Raw genomic sequence first — 20197 nt, forward strand, 5'->3', positions numbered from 1 at the left:
GATGTGGAGATTTCTCCTGCGTTGAAATGAAAAAAGCGACCTTGTCTTTCCCGCATAAGGTAAAGTTTGAACAGGTTTACTATAAGCACAAACCCACATGGTAAGCTAGTGATACATGGCTGACTATAAGGTAGTAGTTTTGTTCGCGGTGCATGTTTTATGTAGGTAATCTTTGTCTCCCGTTCCTTATGAAATTACCTCTTCTATCCCGCAGTGTATCAATCGTAGTGTCATGTATCGTTTTCCTGGTTTTGTTGATTACTGCACCGGGCAGGCTCTCCGCCCAAATCATCACGACCGTGGCAGGCTCAGATCTGAAGGGGGATGGCAGTGCGGCTACGGCTGCCAATCTGGCTAACCCTGCTGGTGTGGTAGTGGATGGCAGCGGTAATCTGTACATTGCCGATCAGCAGAACCATCGTATTCGCAAAGTAGCTCCTTCGGGCATCATTACCACGGTAGCAGGTACCGGTAGTTATGGTTTTAGTGGCGATGGGGGAGCCGCTACAGCCGCCACCCTGGCCAATCCTGCCGGTATAGCACTCGACGGAAGTGGCAATCTGTATATTGCCGATTCGCAGAACCATCGCATCCGTAAGGTAGCGACCAACGGTATCATTACTACGGTGGCCGGTACCGGCACCGCTGGTTATGGCGGAGATGGAGCAGCTGCTACGGCTGCCAGCCTGAATAATCCGGTGGGTGTAACGGTTGATGGAACGGGTAATCTGTACATCGCTGATGCGTTGAATCATCGTATCCGTAAGGTGGCGAGTAGCGGCATTATCACTACGGTGGCTGGTACGGGTACGGCTGGCTTTAGTGGCGATGGAGCAGCCGCTACGGCCGCTACGCTGAATGCCCCGGCTGGTGTGACGGTAGATGCCTCGGGCAATCTGTACATCGCCGATGCCAGTAACCACCGTATCCGCAAGGTGTCTGCCAGTGGTATCATCAGCACGGTGGCAGGTAACGGTACTGCTGGTTACAATGAGGATGGCGTTGCTGCCAATACAACCAGCCTGAATAATCCTGCCGGACTAGCGGTGGATGGAGGTGGCAATCTGTATATTGCTGATCAGAGTAACCATCGTATTCGTAAAGTGTCGACTTTGGGTATTATCACCACGGTGGCCGGTAACGGGATCGGTGTTTACAGTGGTGATGGAGGAATGGCTACGATGACCAGTCTGTATTCGCCCGGTGGAGTAACGATAGACGGTACAGGCAATGTCTTTATAGCAGACGCGCTGAACCACCGTATCCGTAAGGTAGCGACCAACGGTATTATCACCACCGTGGCCGGTAATGGTACGGTCAATTACGGGGGCGACGGAGGACCTGCCACCGCTGCCAGCCTGTATAATCCCGTTGGGGTTGCTTTTGATGGCACGGGTAACTTTTACATCGCCGACCAGCAGAACCAACGTATCCGTAAGGTGGCTACATCGGGTGTTATCACTACCGTAGCCGGTAATGGCCTGTTTACCTTCGGTGGTGATGGGGGAGTCGCTACTGCCGCCAATCTGGCCAATCCCTCCGGTGTAGCGGTAGATGGCCTGGGCAATCTGTACATCGCCGATGCGCTGAACCATCGTATCCGTAAGGTAGCGACCAACGGTATCATCACCACCGTAGCGGGTACCGGTAGTTATGGTTTTAGTGGCGATGGGGGAGCCGCCACGGCTGCCAGCCTGAATAATCCGGTGGGTGTAACGGTCGATGGAGTTGGTAATCTGTACATCGCTGATGCGCTGAATCATCGTATTCGTAAGGTAGCCACTAACGGCATTATCACCACCGTAGCGGGTAACGGCACCAACAGCTATAGTGGCGATGGCGGATTAGCTACGGCTGCGGGGTTTAATTATACCGCCAGTGTGGTAGTTGATGGTAGCGGTAATCTGTACATCGCCGATCAGGGGAACCATCGCATCCGTAAAGTAGCGGCCAATGGCATCGTTAGCACCGTAGCCGGTACCGGCACCGCTGGTTATGGCGGAGATGGTGGATTGGCTACGGCTGCCAGTCTGGCCAACCCTGCCAGTGTGGTGGTGGATGGCAATGGTAATCTGTACATCGCCGATTATGGCAACAATCTAATTCGTAAAGTAGCGACTTCGGGTATCATCACTACCGTGGCCGGTACCGGTTCGCACGGCTTTGGTGGCGATGGCGGATTGGCTACAGACGCTATCCTGGATAACCCGTTCAGTGTGGCCGTGGATGGAGTGGGTAACCTCTACATTTCTGATTCGGATAATCAACGTGTCCGTAAGGTGACTGTTCCCTCGGTGACCATAAAGCCGACTAATTCGCTGGCGGTCTGTTCCGGTGGCCCTTTCAGTGTAACAGCTGTAGCCGCCGGTTTCAACCCGACTACCTACACCTGGAGTAGCCAGCCTGCGGGATTCTCAGCCACTGGCAGTAATCCTGCCTTCACGGCTCCGATCGTGAATAACCCGGCGACTTACACCCTCACCGTCACCGCAACCGATGGGTCTGTCAGTCAGGTTGCCAGTGTTACCCTAACCATAAATCCTACTCTTAATCTGACTATAATGGCCAGTCCCGGCACAACGGTAAGCAACGGGCAGGCCGTAACCCTAACCGCAGCCGGAGCTACCACGTACAGTTGGTCGACCGGTGCTACAACGGCTTCTGTCGTGGTCAATACGGCCGGGGTTTATTCGGTAACCGGTACTACGAATGGTTGTTCGGCAACAAAAACTATCATCATAAATGGCGTTATTACCAGCGTACAAAGCGGCAACTGGTTGAGTACTGCCACCTGGAACTGTTCCTGCCTGCCCACTGCGAATGATGTGGTGACCGTTTCTGCGGGGCATACTGTGACGGTCAATCAGGCTGTACAGGCTCGGGTGCTGAAACAGAATGGAACGCTATTATTCACTACGGGGGGGAAGGTTACGTTTTGAAAAGCAGAGATTAAAGCATGAGTTTATGAGTAGTTCGGTCTTTTGATTGAAAAGCCTGATATGTCAATGCTACGATACCTTTTTTTATTTCTGTTTCCTTTCTGCGTAACTGCCCAGAATGCTCCCTTCGAGAATGAAATCCGGGCGTTTGAAAAAACCGATTCGGCTACGCCACCACCCCGAAGGCCTATTCTGTTTACCGGCAGTTCGTCCATTCGGTTCTGGAGCAGCCTGGCTACGGACTTTCCGGGCAAACCCGTGTTAAATCGTGGTTTCGGCGGCTCTCAGTTGAGCGATGTCATGCGCTATGTGGACCGGATTGTTATTCCCTATCATCCGAAACAAATCGTTTTGTACGCGGGCGAGAATGACATTGCTGCCGGGCAGACCGGGCAGCAAACGTTCGATCGGTTTGTTACCCTTTTCGAGTACATACGCCAGAAGTTACCCAGGGTTCCGTTCGCCTTTATTGCCATAAAACCCAGTCCATCGCGCCGGAAATACTTCGCGGAAAACGATACGGCCAACCGGCTCATTAAAGACTACCTGGCCAAACAGAAAAAGGCCCGGTTCGTGGATATTCGCCCCGTCATGCTTCAGGCAAATGGGCAGCCCGTTCCCGAACTGTTCCGGCAGGACAGCCTGCATATGCTCCCGGCTGGATACGAGCGGTGGACTACCGTTGTGAAGCCGTATTTGAAATAGAAACCCGTAGAAGCAACAATTACAACACCATCTCCATCCGAATATCGGCCCGGGCGTAGGGGGAGGGAATGAGGGGGACTTCCCGAAAGCCAACGCGTTCGTAAAGCCGCAGGGCGGCCTCAGCCTTTCGGTTCGATTCGAGCCACACAATACGGGCGTTCTGCCGACGGGCGTACTCAATGGCCGCCAGGGCCAGCAGGTTGCCCGCACCCCGGCCCTGCATGGCGGGTGTTACCGACATTTTGGCCAGTTCAAATTCACGATCGCCGGTTTTAATCATGGCGACTGTTCCCACGATCTCACCGTTTTGCTGGGCCAGGAAAATAGCCCCGTTGTTGGGGAGGATGTGGATTTCCGGATGATCCAGTTGTTCCAGATCGTGTGGCTCCAGGGCAAACAATGCACTGATCCAGGCTACATTCAGGCGTTTGAAATCGGGCTGGTACTCGGGCGAGTAGGGTATGACGGATAGGACATTCACAGAAGTCATCAGGCTATTTTGGCGCAATGTACGGAATCAGACGTGTCCATTAGATAAACGAATCCGGATTCCTGTAGGGATTCTAAGCGGTACTGCTTATTTTTGTACTTTACTAAGAATGCACGCTGGTTCGAAAATTGTACGTCGATAGGTAGTAAGCGTGCCGGATCAAATCGAAAATTGTAACTATCAAACTGTTTTATGCAAACATCAACCTACGTCCCCTACAAAGTTAAGGACATCGCCCTGGCCGAGTGGGGCCGCAAGGAAATCAAACTTGCCGAAGCCGAAATGCCGGGTCTGATGGCCCTCCGTGCCGAATTTGGTCCGTCGCAGCCCCTCAAAGGAGCACGGATTGCCGGATGCCTGCACATGACGATTCAGACTGCCGTTCTCATCGAAACACTCGTAGAGCTGGGTGCCGACGTAACCTGGTCATCGTGTAATATTTTCTCGACGCAGGACCATGCCGCTGCGGCTATCGCGGCCGCCGGCATTCCGGTATACGCCTGGAAAGGCATGAACGAAGAAGAGTTCAACTGGTGTATCGAGCAAACGCTGTTCTTTGGCGAAGATCGTCAGCCCCTCAACATGATTCTGGACGACGGTGGTGACCTGACGAACATGGTATTCGACGAATATCCTGAACTGATTCAGAACATCAAAGGGCTGTCGGAAGAAACCACTACGGGTGTTCATCGCCTGTACGAGCGGATGAAGAATGGTACGCTGCACCTGCCTGCTATCAACGTTAATGACTCCGTAACCAAGTCGAAATTCGACAACAAGTACGGTTGCCGCGAATCATTGGTTGACGCTATCCGGCGGGCTACGGATTTGATGATGGCCGGTAAGGTGGCCGTTGTGGCTGGTTATGGCGACGTAGGCAAAGGCTCAGCGGAGTCGCTGCGGGGCGTGGGTGTTCGGGTACTGGTAACCGAAATCGACCCAATTTGTGCCTTGCAGGCTGCCATGGATGGCTATGAAGTAGTACCAATGGACGAGGCCGCTCCGCGCGCCAATATCTTCGTTACGGCAACCGGCAACCTGAATATCATTAAAGAGCGGCACTTCCGCCTAATGAAAGATAAAGCAGTGGTTTGTAACATCGGTCACTTCGACAACGAAATTGACATGGCGTGGCTGAACAAAGCGTACGGTAGTACCAAGAGTCAGATTAAACCGCAGGTGGACATGTACGAGATTGACGGCAAAGAGATTATCGTACTGGCCGAAGGCCGTCTGGTAAACCTCGGTTGCGCTATGGGTCACCCCAGCTTTGTAATGTCCTGTTCGTTTGCCAACCAGACGCTGGCGCAACTCGAACTGTGGGCCAACTCGGACAATTACGAAAACAAAGTGTATGTACTGCCTAAAATTCTTGACGAGAAAGTTGCGGCTATGCACCTGGCGCACGTAGGGGCCAAACTCGAAACCATCGAGAAGGAGCAGGCTGACTACATTGGGGTAGCGGTAGAAGGTCCGTTCAAGTCGGATATGTACCGGTATTAATAGTGAAGAGTGTAGAATGAAAAGCGCGGTTCCGGCAATGGAACCGCGCTTTTTTGCGTAAAAATTGTTAGTATTGAACAAGGAAACGACGCCTAACCATGAAATTACTACTCCTCGTGCTGCTATTATCTCCACTGGCTGTTTTAGGTCAGGTGACGATTGATACGCTGCACTGGAGCGCCACCCGACGGTTGCAACTGTCGGATTTCCACTCGCCAACCCAACCCGGCTTGGGTGGCTCCGAGTTTTATTATCAGATTGGCTACGAAGTACACCCCACATCGCTTTTTGGCCAGCCAGCCATTGAGTCGTTTTGCCTCATGTTCCGGAATATGTCGTGGGTATCAAAAACGGCTCAGAATGAACGGACGCTGGTGTATAATCAGGTCCTGTTCGATCTGGTAGAGGTGCATACCCGACAGATGAAGGCCAAACTGATTGCCCTCGGATTTGACCGGCGATTTAAACAACGTGCCCGGCAAATTGAATACCTGACTAATTCTGAACTAGGCGATGAAGTAAACCGGTTCCGGTCCGAAACGGGCGGGGGAGACGATGTATTGGCACTCGAACGCTGGGAAAAACAAATTGTGCAGCGACTGCACGACGTACCGGATTTAGTGAGCACGTATCATTCGTCGAAAATTGGTTTCGGGATGTTCGTTGGCGGAGGGGGAATTCTGGCCACCGGCCCATTGGCACAAACATTCAGCCCGGCGGGGGGAATTGCTTTCGGCATCGATATAGCCCTCCGACAGACGATACTGATGGTACACCCGACTTTGTACACGGGTACCCTTCGCGCCGGGTTCTCCCATCAGAATCAGACCTGGGACAAAGATTTACCCGTTAGGCCCAGGCTACTGGAGGTGGGCCTGGGGCAGGTTGTACTTGATGTGCCACGTATCCGGCTAATGCCTTATGTTGGCTACTTACTGCTCGACCTGGCGGCACGAGACCGAAGTGATGAACGCTACAGGGGTCTGTCGCTGGTGAGCCACATGCCCACCGCCGGGATCGTGTTTGATTTTAAGCTGGGCGATAATACCCGTAAACCCGATCATTCGGACGATAGCTTCCTGTTTATACGAACGAAAGTATCGTACAGCCCTATTTTGAACGCAAAGCCTTTTTCGGGGGGGCTGCTAAATCTACAGGTAGGCTTTGGCGGCTTCGGTCGGACACGCAAAGTAAATTACCTGCCCCACCATACAACGGTTGCTCTGCCGGCTAAATCGGGCAAAATAATATAGGTCTTTTCGGTCTGCCTATCCCTTTCTGGCGATTTATTACTACAAGATTGCGGGGAGTTTCCGAACTTGCTGACACATATGAAGAATTATTTGCTGCTGGTAGCGCTGGCTGGTTTGTCGGCCTGTCATTCCGGGTATCACCTCGCCAATCGAACGGCTAACCGAATCGGAGTCGATTCTCTGACGGCTACTGCCGACACGAGTGTTGCTAACTTCCTGCAACCGTACCGGCAGGGACTTGACCGGACCATGAACGAGGTGCTGACCCGCACCACCGGCCGCATTGAAAAAGGCCAGCCCGATGGCCCGCTGAATGACTTATTGACCGATGCCCTGTTGCAACAGGCGTCTCTGCGTTATGGCAAACCGGTTGATTTTTCGCACCTGAACTTTGGCGGTATCCGAAACAATTTGCCCGAAGGGAACATCACGACCGGCTCTATTTTTGAGGTAATGCCGTTTGATAATCAGTTGGTCGTACTAACCCTCACCGGTGATATGGTGTATCAGTTACTGAACCATTTTTCGGCTGGCAACAAGCTGGTGGTGGGTGGCTTACGGACTAAAATTCATGAGGGTAAAGTGCAGTCGGTAACATTTACCAATGGCCGAACGCTCCAGCCGAATGAGACCTACGTCGTTGCCATGAGTGATTATATTGCGGATGGGGGCGATAATGCCGATTTTCTTAAAAACGCCATTCGGCGGGAAAACATAAACTATCTTATTCGGGATGCCCTGATCGACTATTTCCGGCAACAGGGCAAATCCGGTCAACCCATTACTCCTGTTTCTGATGGACGCATTAGCATCGAATAGACGCCAGTTTCTCAAATTGCTGGGCACAGCCGCTGTCATTGGTGCGGTGGCACCGGATGTGCTCGGAAATAAAGCAACCAGTAAAAACGCCTTACTGACCATCCTGCACACCAATGATGTACACAGTCGGCTGGATCCGTTTCCGATGGATGGCAGTCGCAATGCGGGGAAAGGGGGAGTAGCCCGGCGGGCCACACTCATACAAAAAATCCGGCAGGAAAGCCCCAATTCGCTCCTGTTCGACGCAGGTGATATTTTTCAGGGAACGCCCTACTTCAACCTGTACAAAGGCGAACCCGAAATTCTGGCCATGAATCGATTGGGCTACGACGCTGGTACCATCGGCAATCACGATTTCGACGGAGGTATCGACAACATGGTGACGCAGTTTGGGAAAGCCAAATTCCCACTCCTGATTGCCAACTACGATTTCAAAAACACGGTGCTCGACGGCAGAACCAAATCCTGGCAGGTGTTTGAAAAAGACGGTATCCGGGTGGGGGTTTTCGGCTTAGGAATCCAACCCGAAGGCCTGATTCCCAAAGATGCCTACCGGGAAACCAAGTACCTCAACCCGGTTGAAATGGGTAACGACACAGCCGCGAAACTACGCAGCGATGAAGCCTGCGATTACGTTATTTGCCTGTCGCACCTCGGCTACAAATACGACAATGAACCGAAGGTTTCTGATGTGGTACTCGCCGGCAAGACCCGGAACATCGACCTGATTATTGGCGGCCACACGCATACCTTTCTGGAGGCTCCCGTGGTGGCTACTAACCTGGACGGGCAACCCATCTGGATCAACCAGGTTGGCTTTGCAGGTATTAACCTGGGGCGCATCGACCTGACATTTGAGCGGGGAAAAGCCACGCTGAACAACGGAACATCCCTCGAAGTGAAGTAACTTTGCCAATGGATAAAAAAGTGAGTGAGCGAAAAGCGAACTCGCCATCCGGTAGGCCGGATTGTCACTCTTTCATTCGTTCACTCTTTCGCTCTTTTGATTCTATGAAATTTGGCGTTGTTGTTTTTCCCGGGTCCAACTGCGATCAGGACGCGGTCGATACCCTGGAACTGATGGGCCAGGAAGTTGTTAAACTCTGGCACAAAGACCACGATTTGCAGGGGTGCGATTTTATTATCCTGCCTGGTGGCTTCTCATACGGTGATTACCTGCGCACGGGGGCCGTGGCCCGGTTTTCCCCTATTATGAATGAGGTGATTGCCCACGCCAACCGGGGTGGTTACCTGATGGGCATCTGCAACGGATTTCAGGTGCTGGCCGAAGCCAGACTGGTGCCGGGCGTACTGCTTCGTAATGCCAATCAGCAGTATATCTGCAAAAATATTTACCTGACTCCTCAATCGCCCGATGCGTTGCTGACGGCCGGCCTTGACCGACCATCCTACAAAATTCCGATGGCGCACGGCGAAGGCCGCTACTTTGCCGATGCCGACACGCTGAAATCCCTGAACGATAATCAGCAGGTATTATTTCGCTATTGTGATGAAACCGGTGCCGTTACCCAGGCGGCCAATCCGAACGGAAGTCTGGAAAATATTGCGGGTGTAACGAATAAAGGCAAGAACGTCTTTGGTATGATGCCGCACCCCGAACGGGCGGCCGACCCGGCGTTGGGTAACACCGACGGCCGGTTAATCATGGACCAGATTCTAAAGGCGGTACTGGTGTAAGGGTTATCAACCCGTTGCCAGTTCGATAGAAACCGGCAGCCCGAATCGGTCGTGGAGAGCGGTTCGGGCTGCGTGATACCCGCACATGCCGTGTACCCCACCACCCGGTGGGGTAGAGGAGGAGCAGATAAACAAATCCGGGTCCGACGTTTTATAGGGTGACAGACTGATGACGGGTCGAGTGAACAACTGCCGGATATCGATGATACCCCCGTTGATATCGCCCCCGATGTAGTTGGAATTATACGCTTCCATCTGCCGGGTGTTCATCGTATGCCGGGCCAGAATTAGGTCGCGGAAGCCCGGCGCGAATCGCTCCACTTGTTTTTCAATCACGTCCGTGCAATCGACCGTAGACCCATTGGGCACGTGGCAGTATGCCCAGGCTGTGTGCTTTCCGGCCGGAGCACGGCTGGTATCGAACAGGCTTTGCTGCGCCAGTAATACGAACGGACGCTCCGGATGCTTTCCCGACGATGTGGCCTGCTCGGCAGCCGTGATTTCCTCCAGTGTGCCGCCCAAATGAATCGTTCCCGCCCGCTGGCATTCGGGGGCCCTAAAGGGAATGGGGCCATCCAACGCCCAGTCAAGCTTAAAAACACCCATGCCGTACCGATACCGTTCCAGTTGTTTACGGTAAAGCGTAGAGAAGCGGCTTCCGGCAATCTGTAGTAATTGTTTTGGTGTAACGTCGAACAGAACGGCTTTTGCGGGTGGGATATCCCGGAGGGATTCCACAGGGTGGCTGGTTTCTATGGTACCGCCCAGTGAGCGAAAATAAGCGGTCAGTGCATTGGCAATGGTCTGAGAACCGCCTTTTGGGATGGGCCAGTTATGTATGTGCCCGGCGGTCAGCAGCACCAGGGCAATGGCCGATGTTGTCAGGTTCGTTAGCGGCTGTATGCTGTGGGCCGCCATGCCCGCCAACAGGCCACGGGTTTCTTTGGTCGTGAATCGCTTTGCCAGGTGGGTAACCGGGGGGATCGCATCCAGGCCAAAGGTCGCCATATCCAGCGGATGCTTCGGCATATGGAGTGGCCCCAGAATATCGGCCGCCATCGTTGGCCAGTGTTGCACAATGGGCTCCATTAACGACTGGTAAGCCTGCGCATCGGTACCCAGCGATTGGGCTGTTTCATTCACTGATTGATGCAGAGCGGCTGCGGTGCCATCGTCGAATGGGTGAGCCGCTGCCAGCGGAGGGTTGATAAACGTCAGCCCGTGCTGGTCTAAGGGCAAGCTTCTAAAAAAAGGAGAACCAACGGCCAGCGGATGAATGGCCGAACAAATGTCGTGAATAAAACCGGGTTGGGTCAACTCCGCCGACCGCAGCCCGCCACCAAGGGTATTCTTGGCTTCAAGTATTAATACAGAAAGCCCGGCATGCTGTAGCGTAATAGCCGCGCTTAACCCGTTTGGGCCAGAGCCGACCACCACCGCATCGTATTCGCTCCTCGTATTCGCCATTGCTATACAACGTTCAGCGAGCAAATTGGTTAACCACCAACTTATTTCGCTGGCTCAGTGGGGCGTAGGGGCTGGTTGAGAACGGGTTTTCTGGTTTGCGTGCCTGTGCGGCACCCGTTATTTTCTTCTCAATTGCTGAATATCATCTATATCCTTCGGCCTGGGATTGATTTCTTTATCCTGAATTAACTCTTCGAGGGTTATAAATGAGATTTCAACTCCATCAGATTGGAAAACCTCCCTTTTTTTGAAGGACGACCAGAATGGTAGCGGGGCTTTTATATTTGGCAGAAAATCAAGGGTGTACTCATCGAATGATAGTTTAAAGAAAGCATGCCTGGGGTCGGGTTGCTCCTCGTCTCTGTAAGCAGATACATCCTTGCCGAGTTGCTCTATAGCGTCGAGTAAGCGGTAATAATTTTCATACTTCGGGTTGTACCAAATATCAATGTCTGGCTTACCTAAGATATCTCCCTCAGAATTTGTTGATGGTCTACCATAACTATAAAAAGCTACGGCAGTGCCACCAACTATCATATAGTCTACAGCGTTTTTATTAAGTGCATGGCAAATATGACGGATACTGTTAACGTAGTCCATTTGCTGTGCTTATGTTTACAGGTGCATCGTCGTCTGGTGATTCTCTGGAATGGACATACTCGCTTCTCAATAAATGTATTGCTTCAGCAAACTGCTTGTGACGCTCCCTTACTTGATCAACGTCCGTGTCGGTACATTCTGAATCATTTTTTAATTCGTCAAAGCTCCTGTACCGAACTAAATCTTTCATGGTAAAAGTAGTTTATAACGTGCCGTGTTACTTAATATACGAATGTAAGTGTCTCAACAATAGGCATAAGGCCAGAAAAACTATTGATGTTTCAGAATCTGTGCGAAGTCCACGCAGCATTACGTTGATGTATAACCACTGCGAACAAAAGGCGGCTGTGTCGGCGGGGNTATTTTGCTGGCTCAGTGGGGCGTAGGGGCTGGTTGAGAATGGGTTTTCTGGTTTGCAAATTGAATTTCTGTCCTTTGCCCAGGTAATAAAAAGGCCCGCCACTGCTATTTTGCCCCGAAGGAAACTTCTCGCTACTGGCAATCTGGCCCACTTCGTAAATGCCGACGTAGGAAGCGCCAATAACCTCGAACGTGTTTTGCTGAACAACAACAGCCGTTCCCTCATCGATACCAATACCCAGCAATTCCGGACGACTTTTAATTACGTCGATAAGGTCGAACTGGCGGTTTCGGCGCATCACGTGCTGGTCGATGGTAACGTTATGGATAAAATCCAGCCCCTGCGTGTGGTCGCCAATCATAATCGAGTTGCCTTTGGTATCGCCCCGAACCATGAATGAGCCTAATATGGTCGCTCCCGCCGACGTGCCCCCAATAACACCCCCGCGGCCGAGCAGCGCGTTGAACTCCTTCTGTGCCAGCGTATTCAGGTAGGAATCGGCCAGCCGCCAGTGCCGCCCGCCTACAAACCAGATGCCCGTAGCGGTACGGATGGGATTCACAAACGATTCCTGGTTGGCTACTTTAGGGTCGCGGGTATGCAGGATGGTAATGTTCTTAACGCCCATGCTGGTCAGCTTTTCGGTCTCGCGGGGAGCGGAGTTTGCCGAGGAATCTTCGCCCGCCGTTGGAATGATGATGATATTAGCCGCAGCCACACCACCAGCCAGTTCAACGAAGCGGTTCCAGATTTCCGGGCCCATAGCCCCTCCACCAACAATGACCAACGACCCTTTCTGGGGGCCAACCATAGTGGGTGTGGATACGGACTGGCCGTTACTGAGTCTTGTGGCTAGAATGAGGGCGAAAAATAGAAGGGAGAACGTTATTTTCATTATCGTTTGCTGGTTGTATAAGCTGATTAATCAAAGTTAAACGAATACCGTTGATGTTGTATAAATCCGGTAGCTGTTGTACCGCTGATTTAATCTCCTATAACGGGTAAATTTTACTTTTTACGGCATTATTTTAGTAATTCGCTTCTTCTTATTGCTTATTGACTCATGCTTATTCAGAACCCAGACGAATACCAGACTGCTTATCAGAAAAGCGTTACTGACCCCGAAGCATTCTGGGCCGAAATTGCGCAGGAATTCCAGTGGCGTAAACCCTGGACCAAAACCCTGCAATGGAACTTTACTGAACCCGACATAAAATGGTTTCAGGGCGGTAAACTCAACATCACGGAAAACTGTCTGGATCGCCACCTCGATGAACGGGGCGACCAGCCCGCTATCATCTTTGAACCCAACGACCCTTCCGAAGCCGGCGTAACGCTGACCTATCGGATGCTCCACGATCAGGTATGCCGGTTTGCTAACGTATTAAAACGCAATGGGGTAGTCAAAGGCGACCGAGTCTGTATCTACATGCCTATGGTACCCGAACTGGCCATTGCCGTGCTGGCCTGCGCCCGTGTTGGCGCCGTTCACTCGGTGGTGTTCGGAGGATTTTCGGCCCAGAGTATTGCCGACCGGATTAACGACGCCCAGTGCAAAGTGGTTGTAACGGCCGATGGTGCGTACCGGGGTAATAAAGAGATTCCTCTGAAGAACACCGTCGATGATGCCCTGATTGGTTGCCCCAGCGTTCAGAAGGTGATTGTACTAACCCGCACCCGCACCCCGGTGGCGATGCTGAAAGGACGGGATATCTGGTGGGAACAGGAACTCAAGCACGTAACGGCTGATTGCCCCGCCGAGGAAATGGATGCCGAAGACATGCTCTTCATCCTGTACACGTCCGGCAGCACGGGTAAACCCAAAGGCGTGGTGCATACCTGCGGAGGCTACATGGTGTATACCGCCTACACGTTCAAGACCGTGTTTCAGTACCAGGAGAAGGAGGTTTTTTTCTGCACTGCCGACATTGGCTGGATCACCGGTCACAGTTATATCGTGTACGGGCCGCTGGCCTGCGGGGCTACGTCGCTGATTTTTGAAGGAATTCCCACCTATCCGGATGCCGGGCGGTTCTGGGATATTGTTGATAAACACAACGTTAATATTCTGTACACAGCGCCTACTGCTATCCGATCATTGATGGGGTTGGGGCTGAATTACGTGAAGAACCACGACCTGAGCAGCCTGCGAGTGCTGGGCTCCGTGGGTGAACCCATCAATGAGGAAGCCTGGCACTGGTACGACGATAACATTGGTAAAAACCGCTGCCCCATTGTGGATACCTGGTGGCAAACGGAGACGGGCGGCATCCTGATTTCGCCCATTGCCGGGGTAACCAAAACCAAACCCACTTACGCTACTCTGCCGTTGCCGGGTGTGCAACCCATCCTGGTAGACGAAAACGGAAAAGAAATCGAAGGAAACGGCGTGAGCGGTAACCTATGTATCAAGTTTCCGTGGCCGGGGATTCTGCGAACGACCTACGGCGACCACGAACGGTGTCGGCAAACGTATTTTGCCACCTATCCAGGCCTGTACTTCACCGGCGACGGGTGTCTGCGGGATGAAGACGGCTACTACCGCATTACGGGCCGCGTGGATGACGTGCTGAACGTATCGGGTCACCGGATTGGCACGGCAGAAGTAGAAAATGCCATCAACATGCACACGGGCGTGGTAGAGAGTGCCGTGGTTGGCTATCCGCACGACGTGAAAGGACAGGGTATTTATGCCTACGTCATCACCGAAGAGCAGCCCGACGGTCACGATGCCGACCTGACCAAACGCGATATTCTGGCCACCGTGAGCCGGGTTATTGGCCCCATTGCCAAGCCCGACAAAATTCAGTTTGTGAGTGGATTGCCCAAAACCCGCTCCGGGAAAATCATGCGCCGTATCCTGCGCAAAATTGCCGAGGGCGACACGGCCAACCTGGGCGATACCAGCACGCTGCTGGACCCGGCAGTGGTGGAAGAAATAAAGGAAGGAGCGATTTAATTTTCAGTTTCTACCCGTTACTTTCTGATAAGACTATCCGGGGAAGTCAACAAACGCCTTCGTGCCTGATGGCCTGCTGTTCGTTGACTTCCTCTGACTAAAAAGTCCATACACATTATGACTGGTATGGATGATATAAAAAGTACGGCAAAGCTGTCGTATATTCTGGAGTTACATGCGGCCCAAGACCACTGGGGAATCTTACCTAAATTTATGGCACAGCCACCCCTGCTAACCAGAGAAGACTTTACCATCTATCAAACAGAAAATGAGTTATGTCCGGTAGCGAAAGCAATACGGAAAGGCATAACACATTCAACGGTATAGGCAACCTCCGGATGACAAACGAACAAACAGCCATCAGGACAACTTATTTTAGTATAGCAGGAAATACATGCCTGGCGATTTTGAAAGGGCTGGCGGGTTTCTTTGGAAACTCATACGCGCTACTTGCCGACGCTATTGAGTCCACAACCGATATCTTCTCATCCGTTCTGGTTTTGCTGGGGCTGAACTATGCAAACAGACCGGCCGACAAGAACCATCCTTATGGGCACGGACGAGCCGAACCACTCATTACATTTTTAGTGGTTGGCTTTCTGATTACTTCTGCCACTATCATTGCCTACGAAAGCATTAAAAATATTGGCACACCCCACGAATTACCCAAATCATGGACGTTGCTTGTTCTTGCGCCATTGATTATCTGGAAAGAAATTTCTTTCCGTCTGGTCATGAAAAAAGCCAGGGAGACACAAAGTTCGTCGTTGAAAGCGGATGCCTGGCATCATAGAAGCGACGCCATTACGTCCATCGCTGCGTTCATTGGTATTTCGATAGCCCTGTACTTTGGCGAAGGATACGAGACTGCCGACGACTGGGCGGCCTTGTTTGCTTCCGGTTTTATACTGTATAACAGCTATTTGATTTTCAGACCGGCACTTGGCGAAATCATGGATGAGCATCTGTATGATGACCTTGTCGAAACCATCAGAAAAGTGGCCCTGAACGTTGATGGAGTAATAGCTACTGAAAAATGCCTGATTAGAAAGTCAGGCATGAAATACCACGTTGACCTGCACGCAACGGTGGACGCTGATATTACTGTAAAACACGGACACGAGATAGCCCACAGGCTCAAGGACACGCTACAAAATTGCATACCACAATTAGGGAACGTTTTGATTCACATTGAACCAAACGAATAGACAGGCAGCGCAACAGGGAACTTAGCCTAGTTAAAGCAATCAGTTGCCACGTCTATTTCTGAAGCTCGCCACGCCCCTTTTCAAAGGCTGGAAGACGGATGCGATAACGAACGGCCAACACCCGAATAACAATAACCACGCTGGCTGCAATAATCTTTGTGAAGCTGAGCGAAACGTGCAGGTGGAAGCAAAGTGCATAGGCAATGCCACCGGCTACGCAGGCCAGCGCGTAAATATCCCTTCGGAAAAGCAACGGCACTTCGTTCACGAGCACATCGCGGATAACCCCGCCCACCGACCCCGTAATCATACCCATTGTTATAGCTACCCAAAATGGGAAACCGGCGGCCAGTGTTTTTTCAATACCCACGACAACGAATAACCCCAGCCCAACCGCGTCGAAAAGAAAGAATGCCTTACTCAGATACCTGAACGTGCTGGAAAACAACAGGCTGGCCAGCAAGGCTACACCGGTTATAATGAGGTAGGAAGGCTGGGTCATCCAAAAGGGTCTGACGCCAAGCAGGATGTCCCGCAGTGTTCCGCCACCGGTTGCAGTCACCAGTCCTATTACGTAGGCTCCAAATAAATCAAAGTCCTTTCCGCCGGCAGCCCGAATCCCGCTGATGGCAAAGGCGAACGTTCCCAAATAGTCAATGACGATTGTAAACTGCGGTAGATCAATCATTCTTCTGGAAGCTTAACACCCGTATCCTTCTGCATTAGTCAAGACTAATTACAGCAAAATCTGCATGAGAACTACCCACCGGTAAAAAAAGGTTTCAGGCTTATTGATGCATGAGAATAAGTCCCTACAGGTCAAGTAGTACCAGCTACCACCTTTGACAAAGTTCAAAACTTTGTCAAAGATTAAATAACGGGTCAATAAGATTCCTCCTTTCGTTGGTATGCCATAAACCGGGCCAATTTTAACATATGTATGCGCCCGTTTGTACCCCTTCGCTACTTGTATTTGCTGGCATCCAGCCGGAAAAAGCGCACGGCATTATTGAACAGAATGTCGCGTTTCTGGTCGAAAGATAAATAATCCGCGTTTTCGATTAGCCCAATCGACGTTTCAAACAACTTCGGCCACACCATAAAATCGGTGCCGTACAGAATACGTTTCCCAAACCCAGCCTGCACCAGCCGTTTGAGGTAAGCATGAATTTCGGCCTGCGGGTAACTCCAGATGAAACCGGCCAGGTCTACATACACGTAGGCATTGGCCCCCATCAGCGCAATCATTTCATCCAGCATGGGGTAGCCCGCGTGCATCACCCAGATTTTCATCTTGGGATGACGGGCCAGTACGTCTTCCAGCAAAAAAGGGCGGCCCAACGAGGCCCGGTATTTGGGCTGCGTGAGGTTGGCCATGCCGTTACCCCCCGTACCCATGTGAATACCCACCGGAATATTTAGTTTTTCAGCCGCAGCAAAATACCCATCCAGCGACATATCGCTGGGCGAAAGACCCTGGTATTGCGGAGCCACCTCGCCCATTACCTCATAAAAGCCCGACGAAAGCGAGTCCGTGAAGGCTTTCACGCTCATGTCGTTGGGCGAGCTAATCCCAATACCGGCAATAACCCGACCGGGGGCGGCTTTTTTCCAGTTTCGTAAAATCTGGGCATCACCATAGGCGATAATGGTCATGTTGAGCCGTTGCATGGTTTCGACCAGCGCGGTCTGCATTTCTGCATCACTTTTGGCCGCTTTCAGTGGAGCCACACAGTCGGTATTAACAAAAGACGGCGGGGGCTGATTCGGGTCGCTGCCCGGCATATCTTTCAGAAACCACGGGCACATATCGGCTGCGAAATTGGGATTGACCTTCATGGCGTGCACGTGCACGTCGATGATGGGCAGGGGTTTGCGCGGCACAGACTGCGCAACGGCAGCACCGGATACCAGCAGGCAGGTAACCAGAAGAAGGCGGTTTTTCATAGTGTAGGGTTTCTTTACGTCAAAACTACGCAAAGAATCTTTACGTCTGTGTGAAGAGTTTCCATGCTGTATGCGATAGTAGGTAGAAACCCACCGATGGCAGGAAACAGCGCTGATTACTACCCAGTCGGCGCGAGCATTTCCTCCAGAAAATTAAAAGAATTAATACATCCTTTATTTTCCAGGGTTACTGTTCGCTCATGTACATACGCCACTTACCCTGAATGATTTCTAACGAGTAACCTGCCAGTGTACTCAGAGAAAACTTCCACTGGGCTACCTGAACAGTTACAAAACTGTATGCTTAAACAGGTTCAACGCCGTGTTTTTGGGAGGGAACATTTCATTGCCCCTTTTACAAAGTCCACTGGTGAGCTTTGTAAAAGGGGGGCAATCAGGTAAAAGTCAGTTACCAGTCAGCAAAGCGTCGTTATCACACATAAATCATCTTGCGGGTCATACCCCCATCGACCGTGAAGTTCTGCCCCGTAATAAAACTGTTTTCCGGTGCAATCAGGAACAGAATCATGCGGGCTACATCGTCGGCCTGGCCCACGCGCCCTGCCGGATGCTGGAGATTGTCTTCCAGGCTCAATTCTTCGGCTTTTGCTTTCCCCTTTTTCTTCAGAGCCGACACATCGATCCAGCCGGGGCTAATGGCGTTTACCCGAACGTCGGGGCCTAGACTGATGGCCAGTGAGTGAGTCAGTGCCAGGATGCCACCTTTACTGGCCGAATACGCGATGGTGTCCGGCTCCGACTGGAAGGCCCTGGTCGAGCACATATTAATGATACTGCCTTTCTGATTGGCCAGGTGGGGTGCCGTGTGTTTGGCGCACAGGAAGGACCCGGTCAGGTTAGTCCCAATTACCCGATTCCATTCTTCACTCGTTAGTTTGTCGAGGGATTTTTCGATCATGATGGCTGCATTATTAATTAGCGTATCGATTTGACCGAAGTGACTGACTGTCTGTTCAACGGCTTTACGGACGTTGTTCTCACTGGACACATCGCAGGAAACGAAGAGGAGCTTGGCCGATGAGGCTTTGAATGCTTCGCGCAGTTCCGACAAAGCTTCGGTATCGGCTTCCCAGATGGCTACCCGGTAGCCGTGCGTGAGTAAATACTGCGTAACGACCCGGCCAATGCCCTGCCCACCTCCGGTAATAATGGCTGTTTTCATACAAGTTGATTGAATCGAATAGGGGTAAATCCTCCCAACGAACAAACAGGGCCAATTAGTAACAGAACGGCCAAACAGGGCGTTAACCCAGGCGTATCCTTATCCAACGGGAAAACTAATTTGCCAGCGGATGCCCTGATTTTATTGCTTCATGCTTCAAATTGCGTTCTCACCCGTGTACCGATTACGATTACCTGAAGGGCACCGGTTTCCCATGCTCAAGTACGAATTGATTCAGGAACAGTTGCTGTACGAAGGCACCTGTACGGACGCTAATTTCTTTGCCCCGGCCCCGGTGGATGACCGGTGGGTGCTGGGCGTTCATACCCCTGAGTACGTAGGGGCCCTGAAAACCGGTACGGTAGATTCCAAAATGATGCGCCGGATCGGCTTCCCGCTGACCCCTGAACTGATTGACCGGGAATGGATTATCACGCAGGGAACTATAGACGGTACACAGATTGCCCGGCGGGATGGTGTAAGTATGAACGTGGCAGGCGGGACCCACCACGCGTTTCCGGATAGGGGAGAGGGGTTTTGCATGCTGAACGATGTGGGGGTAGCCGCGCATTGCCTGCTGGAAACCGGTCAGGCCCGTAAGATTCTGGTGATCGACCTGGATGTGCATCAGGGTAATGGAACGGCGGTCATGTTTCAGCAGGAACCCCGCGTGTTTACGTTTAGCATGCATGGGAAAGACAACTACCCACTAAAAAAAGAACAGTCGGATCTGGATATCGAATTACCTACGGGTATGGCCGATGATGCGTACCTCAATTTGTTGTACGATATCCTGCCCGGCCTGATTCAGCGTGTGCAGCCCGATTTCCTCTTCTACGTATCCGGGGTCGATATTCTGGAGTCGGACCGGCTGGGCAAACTGGCCGTAAGCCGGGAGGGCTGCAAAACCCGGGACAGGTTCGTGTTTGAGCAGGCTATCCGGCATAACCTGCCCCTTGTTGTATCGATGGGGGGCGGCTACTCCCCCCGCCTGACCGACATCGTGGAAGCCCATTGCAACACCTTTCGGCTGGCAGCGGATATGTTCTTTTGAGTCGGTTGCTG

Annotated in this window: 17 protein-coding genes; 10 read left to right on the forward strand and 7 right to left on the reverse strand. The window is 51.9% G+C overall.

Annotated elements, in window-relative coordinates; genetic code table 11:
* The first annotated feature begins 188 nt into the window (after positions 1–188).
* Positions 189–2939 (forward strand): NHL repeat-containing protein, encoded by a 2751-nt coding sequence (locus tag B156_RS0116955; RefSeq protein ID WP_026260880.1) that lies wholly within the window; start codon positions 189–191, stop codon positions 2937–2939.
* A 66-nt stretch (positions 2940–3005) separates the two neighbouring features.
* Positions 3006–3644 (forward strand): SGNH/GDSL hydrolase family protein, encoded by a 639-nt coding sequence (locus B156_RS0116960; protein WP_018620957.1) that lies wholly within the window; start codon positions 3006–3008, stop codon positions 3642–3644.
* A gap of 19 nt (positions 3645–3663) precedes the next feature.
* On the opposite strand, the gene B156_RS0116965 is transcribed toward B156_RS0116960, so the two are convergent.
* On the reverse strand, positions 3664–4134 hold the full coding sequence (locus B156_RS0116965) for a GNAT family N-acetyltransferase (protein WP_018620958.1): 471 nt from the start codon (positions 4132–4134) through the stop codon (positions 3664–3666).
* Between the two features lie 192 nt (positions 4135–4326).
* On the opposite strand from B156_RS0116965, the gene ahcY reads away from it, so the two are divergent.
* From ahcY to purQ, 5 genes are all read left to right on the forward strand, one after another.
* Positions 4327–5637, forward strand: coding sequence for an adenosylhomocysteinase (ahcY, locus tag B156_RS0116970; RefSeq protein ID WP_018620959.1), 1311 nt, complete (start codon positions 4327–4329; stop codon positions 5635–5637).
* A 98-nt stretch (positions 5638–5735) separates the two neighbouring features.
* Complete coding sequence (locus B156_RS0116975; protein WP_018620960.1) at positions 5736–6890, forward strand: hypothetical protein; 1155 nt, start codon at positions 5736–5738, stop codon at positions 6888–6890.
* A gap of 78 nt (positions 6891–6968) precedes the next feature.
* Positions 6969–7709 carry a 5'-nucleotidase C-terminal domain-containing protein gene (locus B156_RS0116980; protein ID WP_018620961.1) on the forward strand — a complete coding sequence of 247 codons (741 nt, stop codon included), beginning with the start codon at positions 6969–6971 and terminating at the stop codon, positions 7707–7709.
* Complete coding sequence (locus B156_RS0116985; RefSeq protein ID WP_018620962.1) at positions 7687–8616, forward strand: bifunctional metallophosphatase/5'-nucleotidase; 930 nt, start codon at positions 7687–7689, stop codon at positions 8614–8616. The genes B156_RS0116980 and B156_RS0116985 overlap by 23 nt, the downstream gene beginning before the upstream one ends.
* Before the next feature lie 104 nt (positions 8617–8720).
* Positions 8721–9407, forward strand: a complete 687-nt coding sequence (gene purQ / locus B156_RS0116990; protein WP_018620963.1) for a phosphoribosylformylglycinamidine synthase subunit PurQ — start codon at positions 8721–8723, stop codon at positions 9405–9407.
* Positions 9408–9413: 6 nt separating this feature from the next.
* Here purQ and B156_RS0116995 read toward each other — a convergent pair whose 3' ends face one another.
* The 3 genes from B156_RS0116995 to B156_RS0117005 form a co-directional block, all read right to left on the reverse strand.
* Positions 9414–10898 carry a phytoene desaturase family protein gene (locus B156_RS0116995; RefSeq protein ID WP_281167513.1) on the reverse strand — a complete coding sequence of 495 codons (1485 nt, stop codon included), beginning with the start codon at positions 10896–10898 and terminating at the stop codon, positions 9414–9416.
* A gap of 93 nt (positions 10899–10991) precedes the next feature.
* A complete protein-coding gene (locus B156_RS0117000; protein WP_018620965.1) occupies positions 10992–11474 on the reverse strand; it encodes a hypothetical protein in 483 nt (160 codons plus the stop codon).
* Between the two features lie 281 nt (positions 11475–11755).
* A complete protein-coding gene (locus B156_RS0117005; RefSeq protein ID WP_018620966.1) occupies positions 11756–12730 on the reverse strand; it encodes a cyanophycinase in 975 nt (324 codons plus the stop codon).
* A 168-nt stretch (positions 12731–12898) separates the two neighbouring features.
* Between B156_RS0117005 and acs the strand changes: the two genes are divergently transcribed.
* Together acs and B156_RS0117015 are read left to right on the forward strand one after the other, a co-directional pair.
* Positions 12899–14794, forward strand: coding sequence for an acetate--CoA ligase (gene acs, locus B156_RS0117010; RefSeq protein WP_018620967.1), 1896 nt, complete (start codon positions 12899–12901; stop codon positions 14792–14794).
* 338 nt (positions 14795–15132) lie between these two features.
* Positions 15133–16002, forward strand: a complete 870-nt coding sequence (locus B156_RS0117015; protein WP_026260881.1) for a cation diffusion facilitator family transporter — start codon at positions 15133–15135, stop codon at positions 16000–16002.
* 52 nt (positions 16003–16054) lie between these two features.
* Here B156_RS0117015 and B156_RS0117020 read toward each other — a convergent pair whose 3' ends face one another.
* The 3 genes from B156_RS0117020 to B156_RS0117030 form a co-directional block, all read right to left on the reverse strand.
* Positions 16055–16690, reverse strand: coding sequence for a trimeric intracellular cation channel family protein (locus B156_RS0117020; protein ID WP_018620969.1), 636 nt, complete (start codon positions 16688–16690; stop codon positions 16055–16057).
* Positions 16691–16965: 275 nt separating this feature from the next.
* The gene (locus B156_RS0117025) at positions 16966–17949 is read right to left on the reverse strand and encodes an amidohydrolase family protein (RefSeq protein ID WP_018620970.1); all 984 of its coding nucleotides are present in this window, start codon (positions 17947–17949) and stop codon (positions 16966–16968) included.
* A 433-nt stretch (positions 17950–18382) separates the two neighbouring features.
* Positions 18383–19132: an SDR family oxidoreductase gene (locus tag B156_RS0117030; protein ID WP_018620971.1), complete on the reverse strand. Its 750-nt coding sequence runs from the start codon at positions 19130–19132 to the stop codon at positions 18383–18385.
* A gap of 151 nt (positions 19133–19283) precedes the next feature.
* Here B156_RS0117030 and B156_RS0117035 point away from each other — a divergent pair, with 151 nt between their 5' ends.
* Positions 19284–20186: a histone deacetylase family protein gene (locus tag B156_RS0117035; RefSeq protein WP_018620972.1), complete on the forward strand. Its 903-nt coding sequence runs from the start codon at positions 19284–19286 to the stop codon at positions 20184–20186.
* Positions 20187–20197: the final 11 nt, after the last annotated feature.

Origin of the sequence: Spirosoma luteum DSM 19990, assembly GCF_000374065.1 — a bacterium.
In the GTDB taxonomy this organism is placed as follows: domain Bacteria; phylum Bacteroidota; class Bacteroidia; order Cytophagales; family Spirosomataceae; genus Spirosoma; species Spirosoma luteum.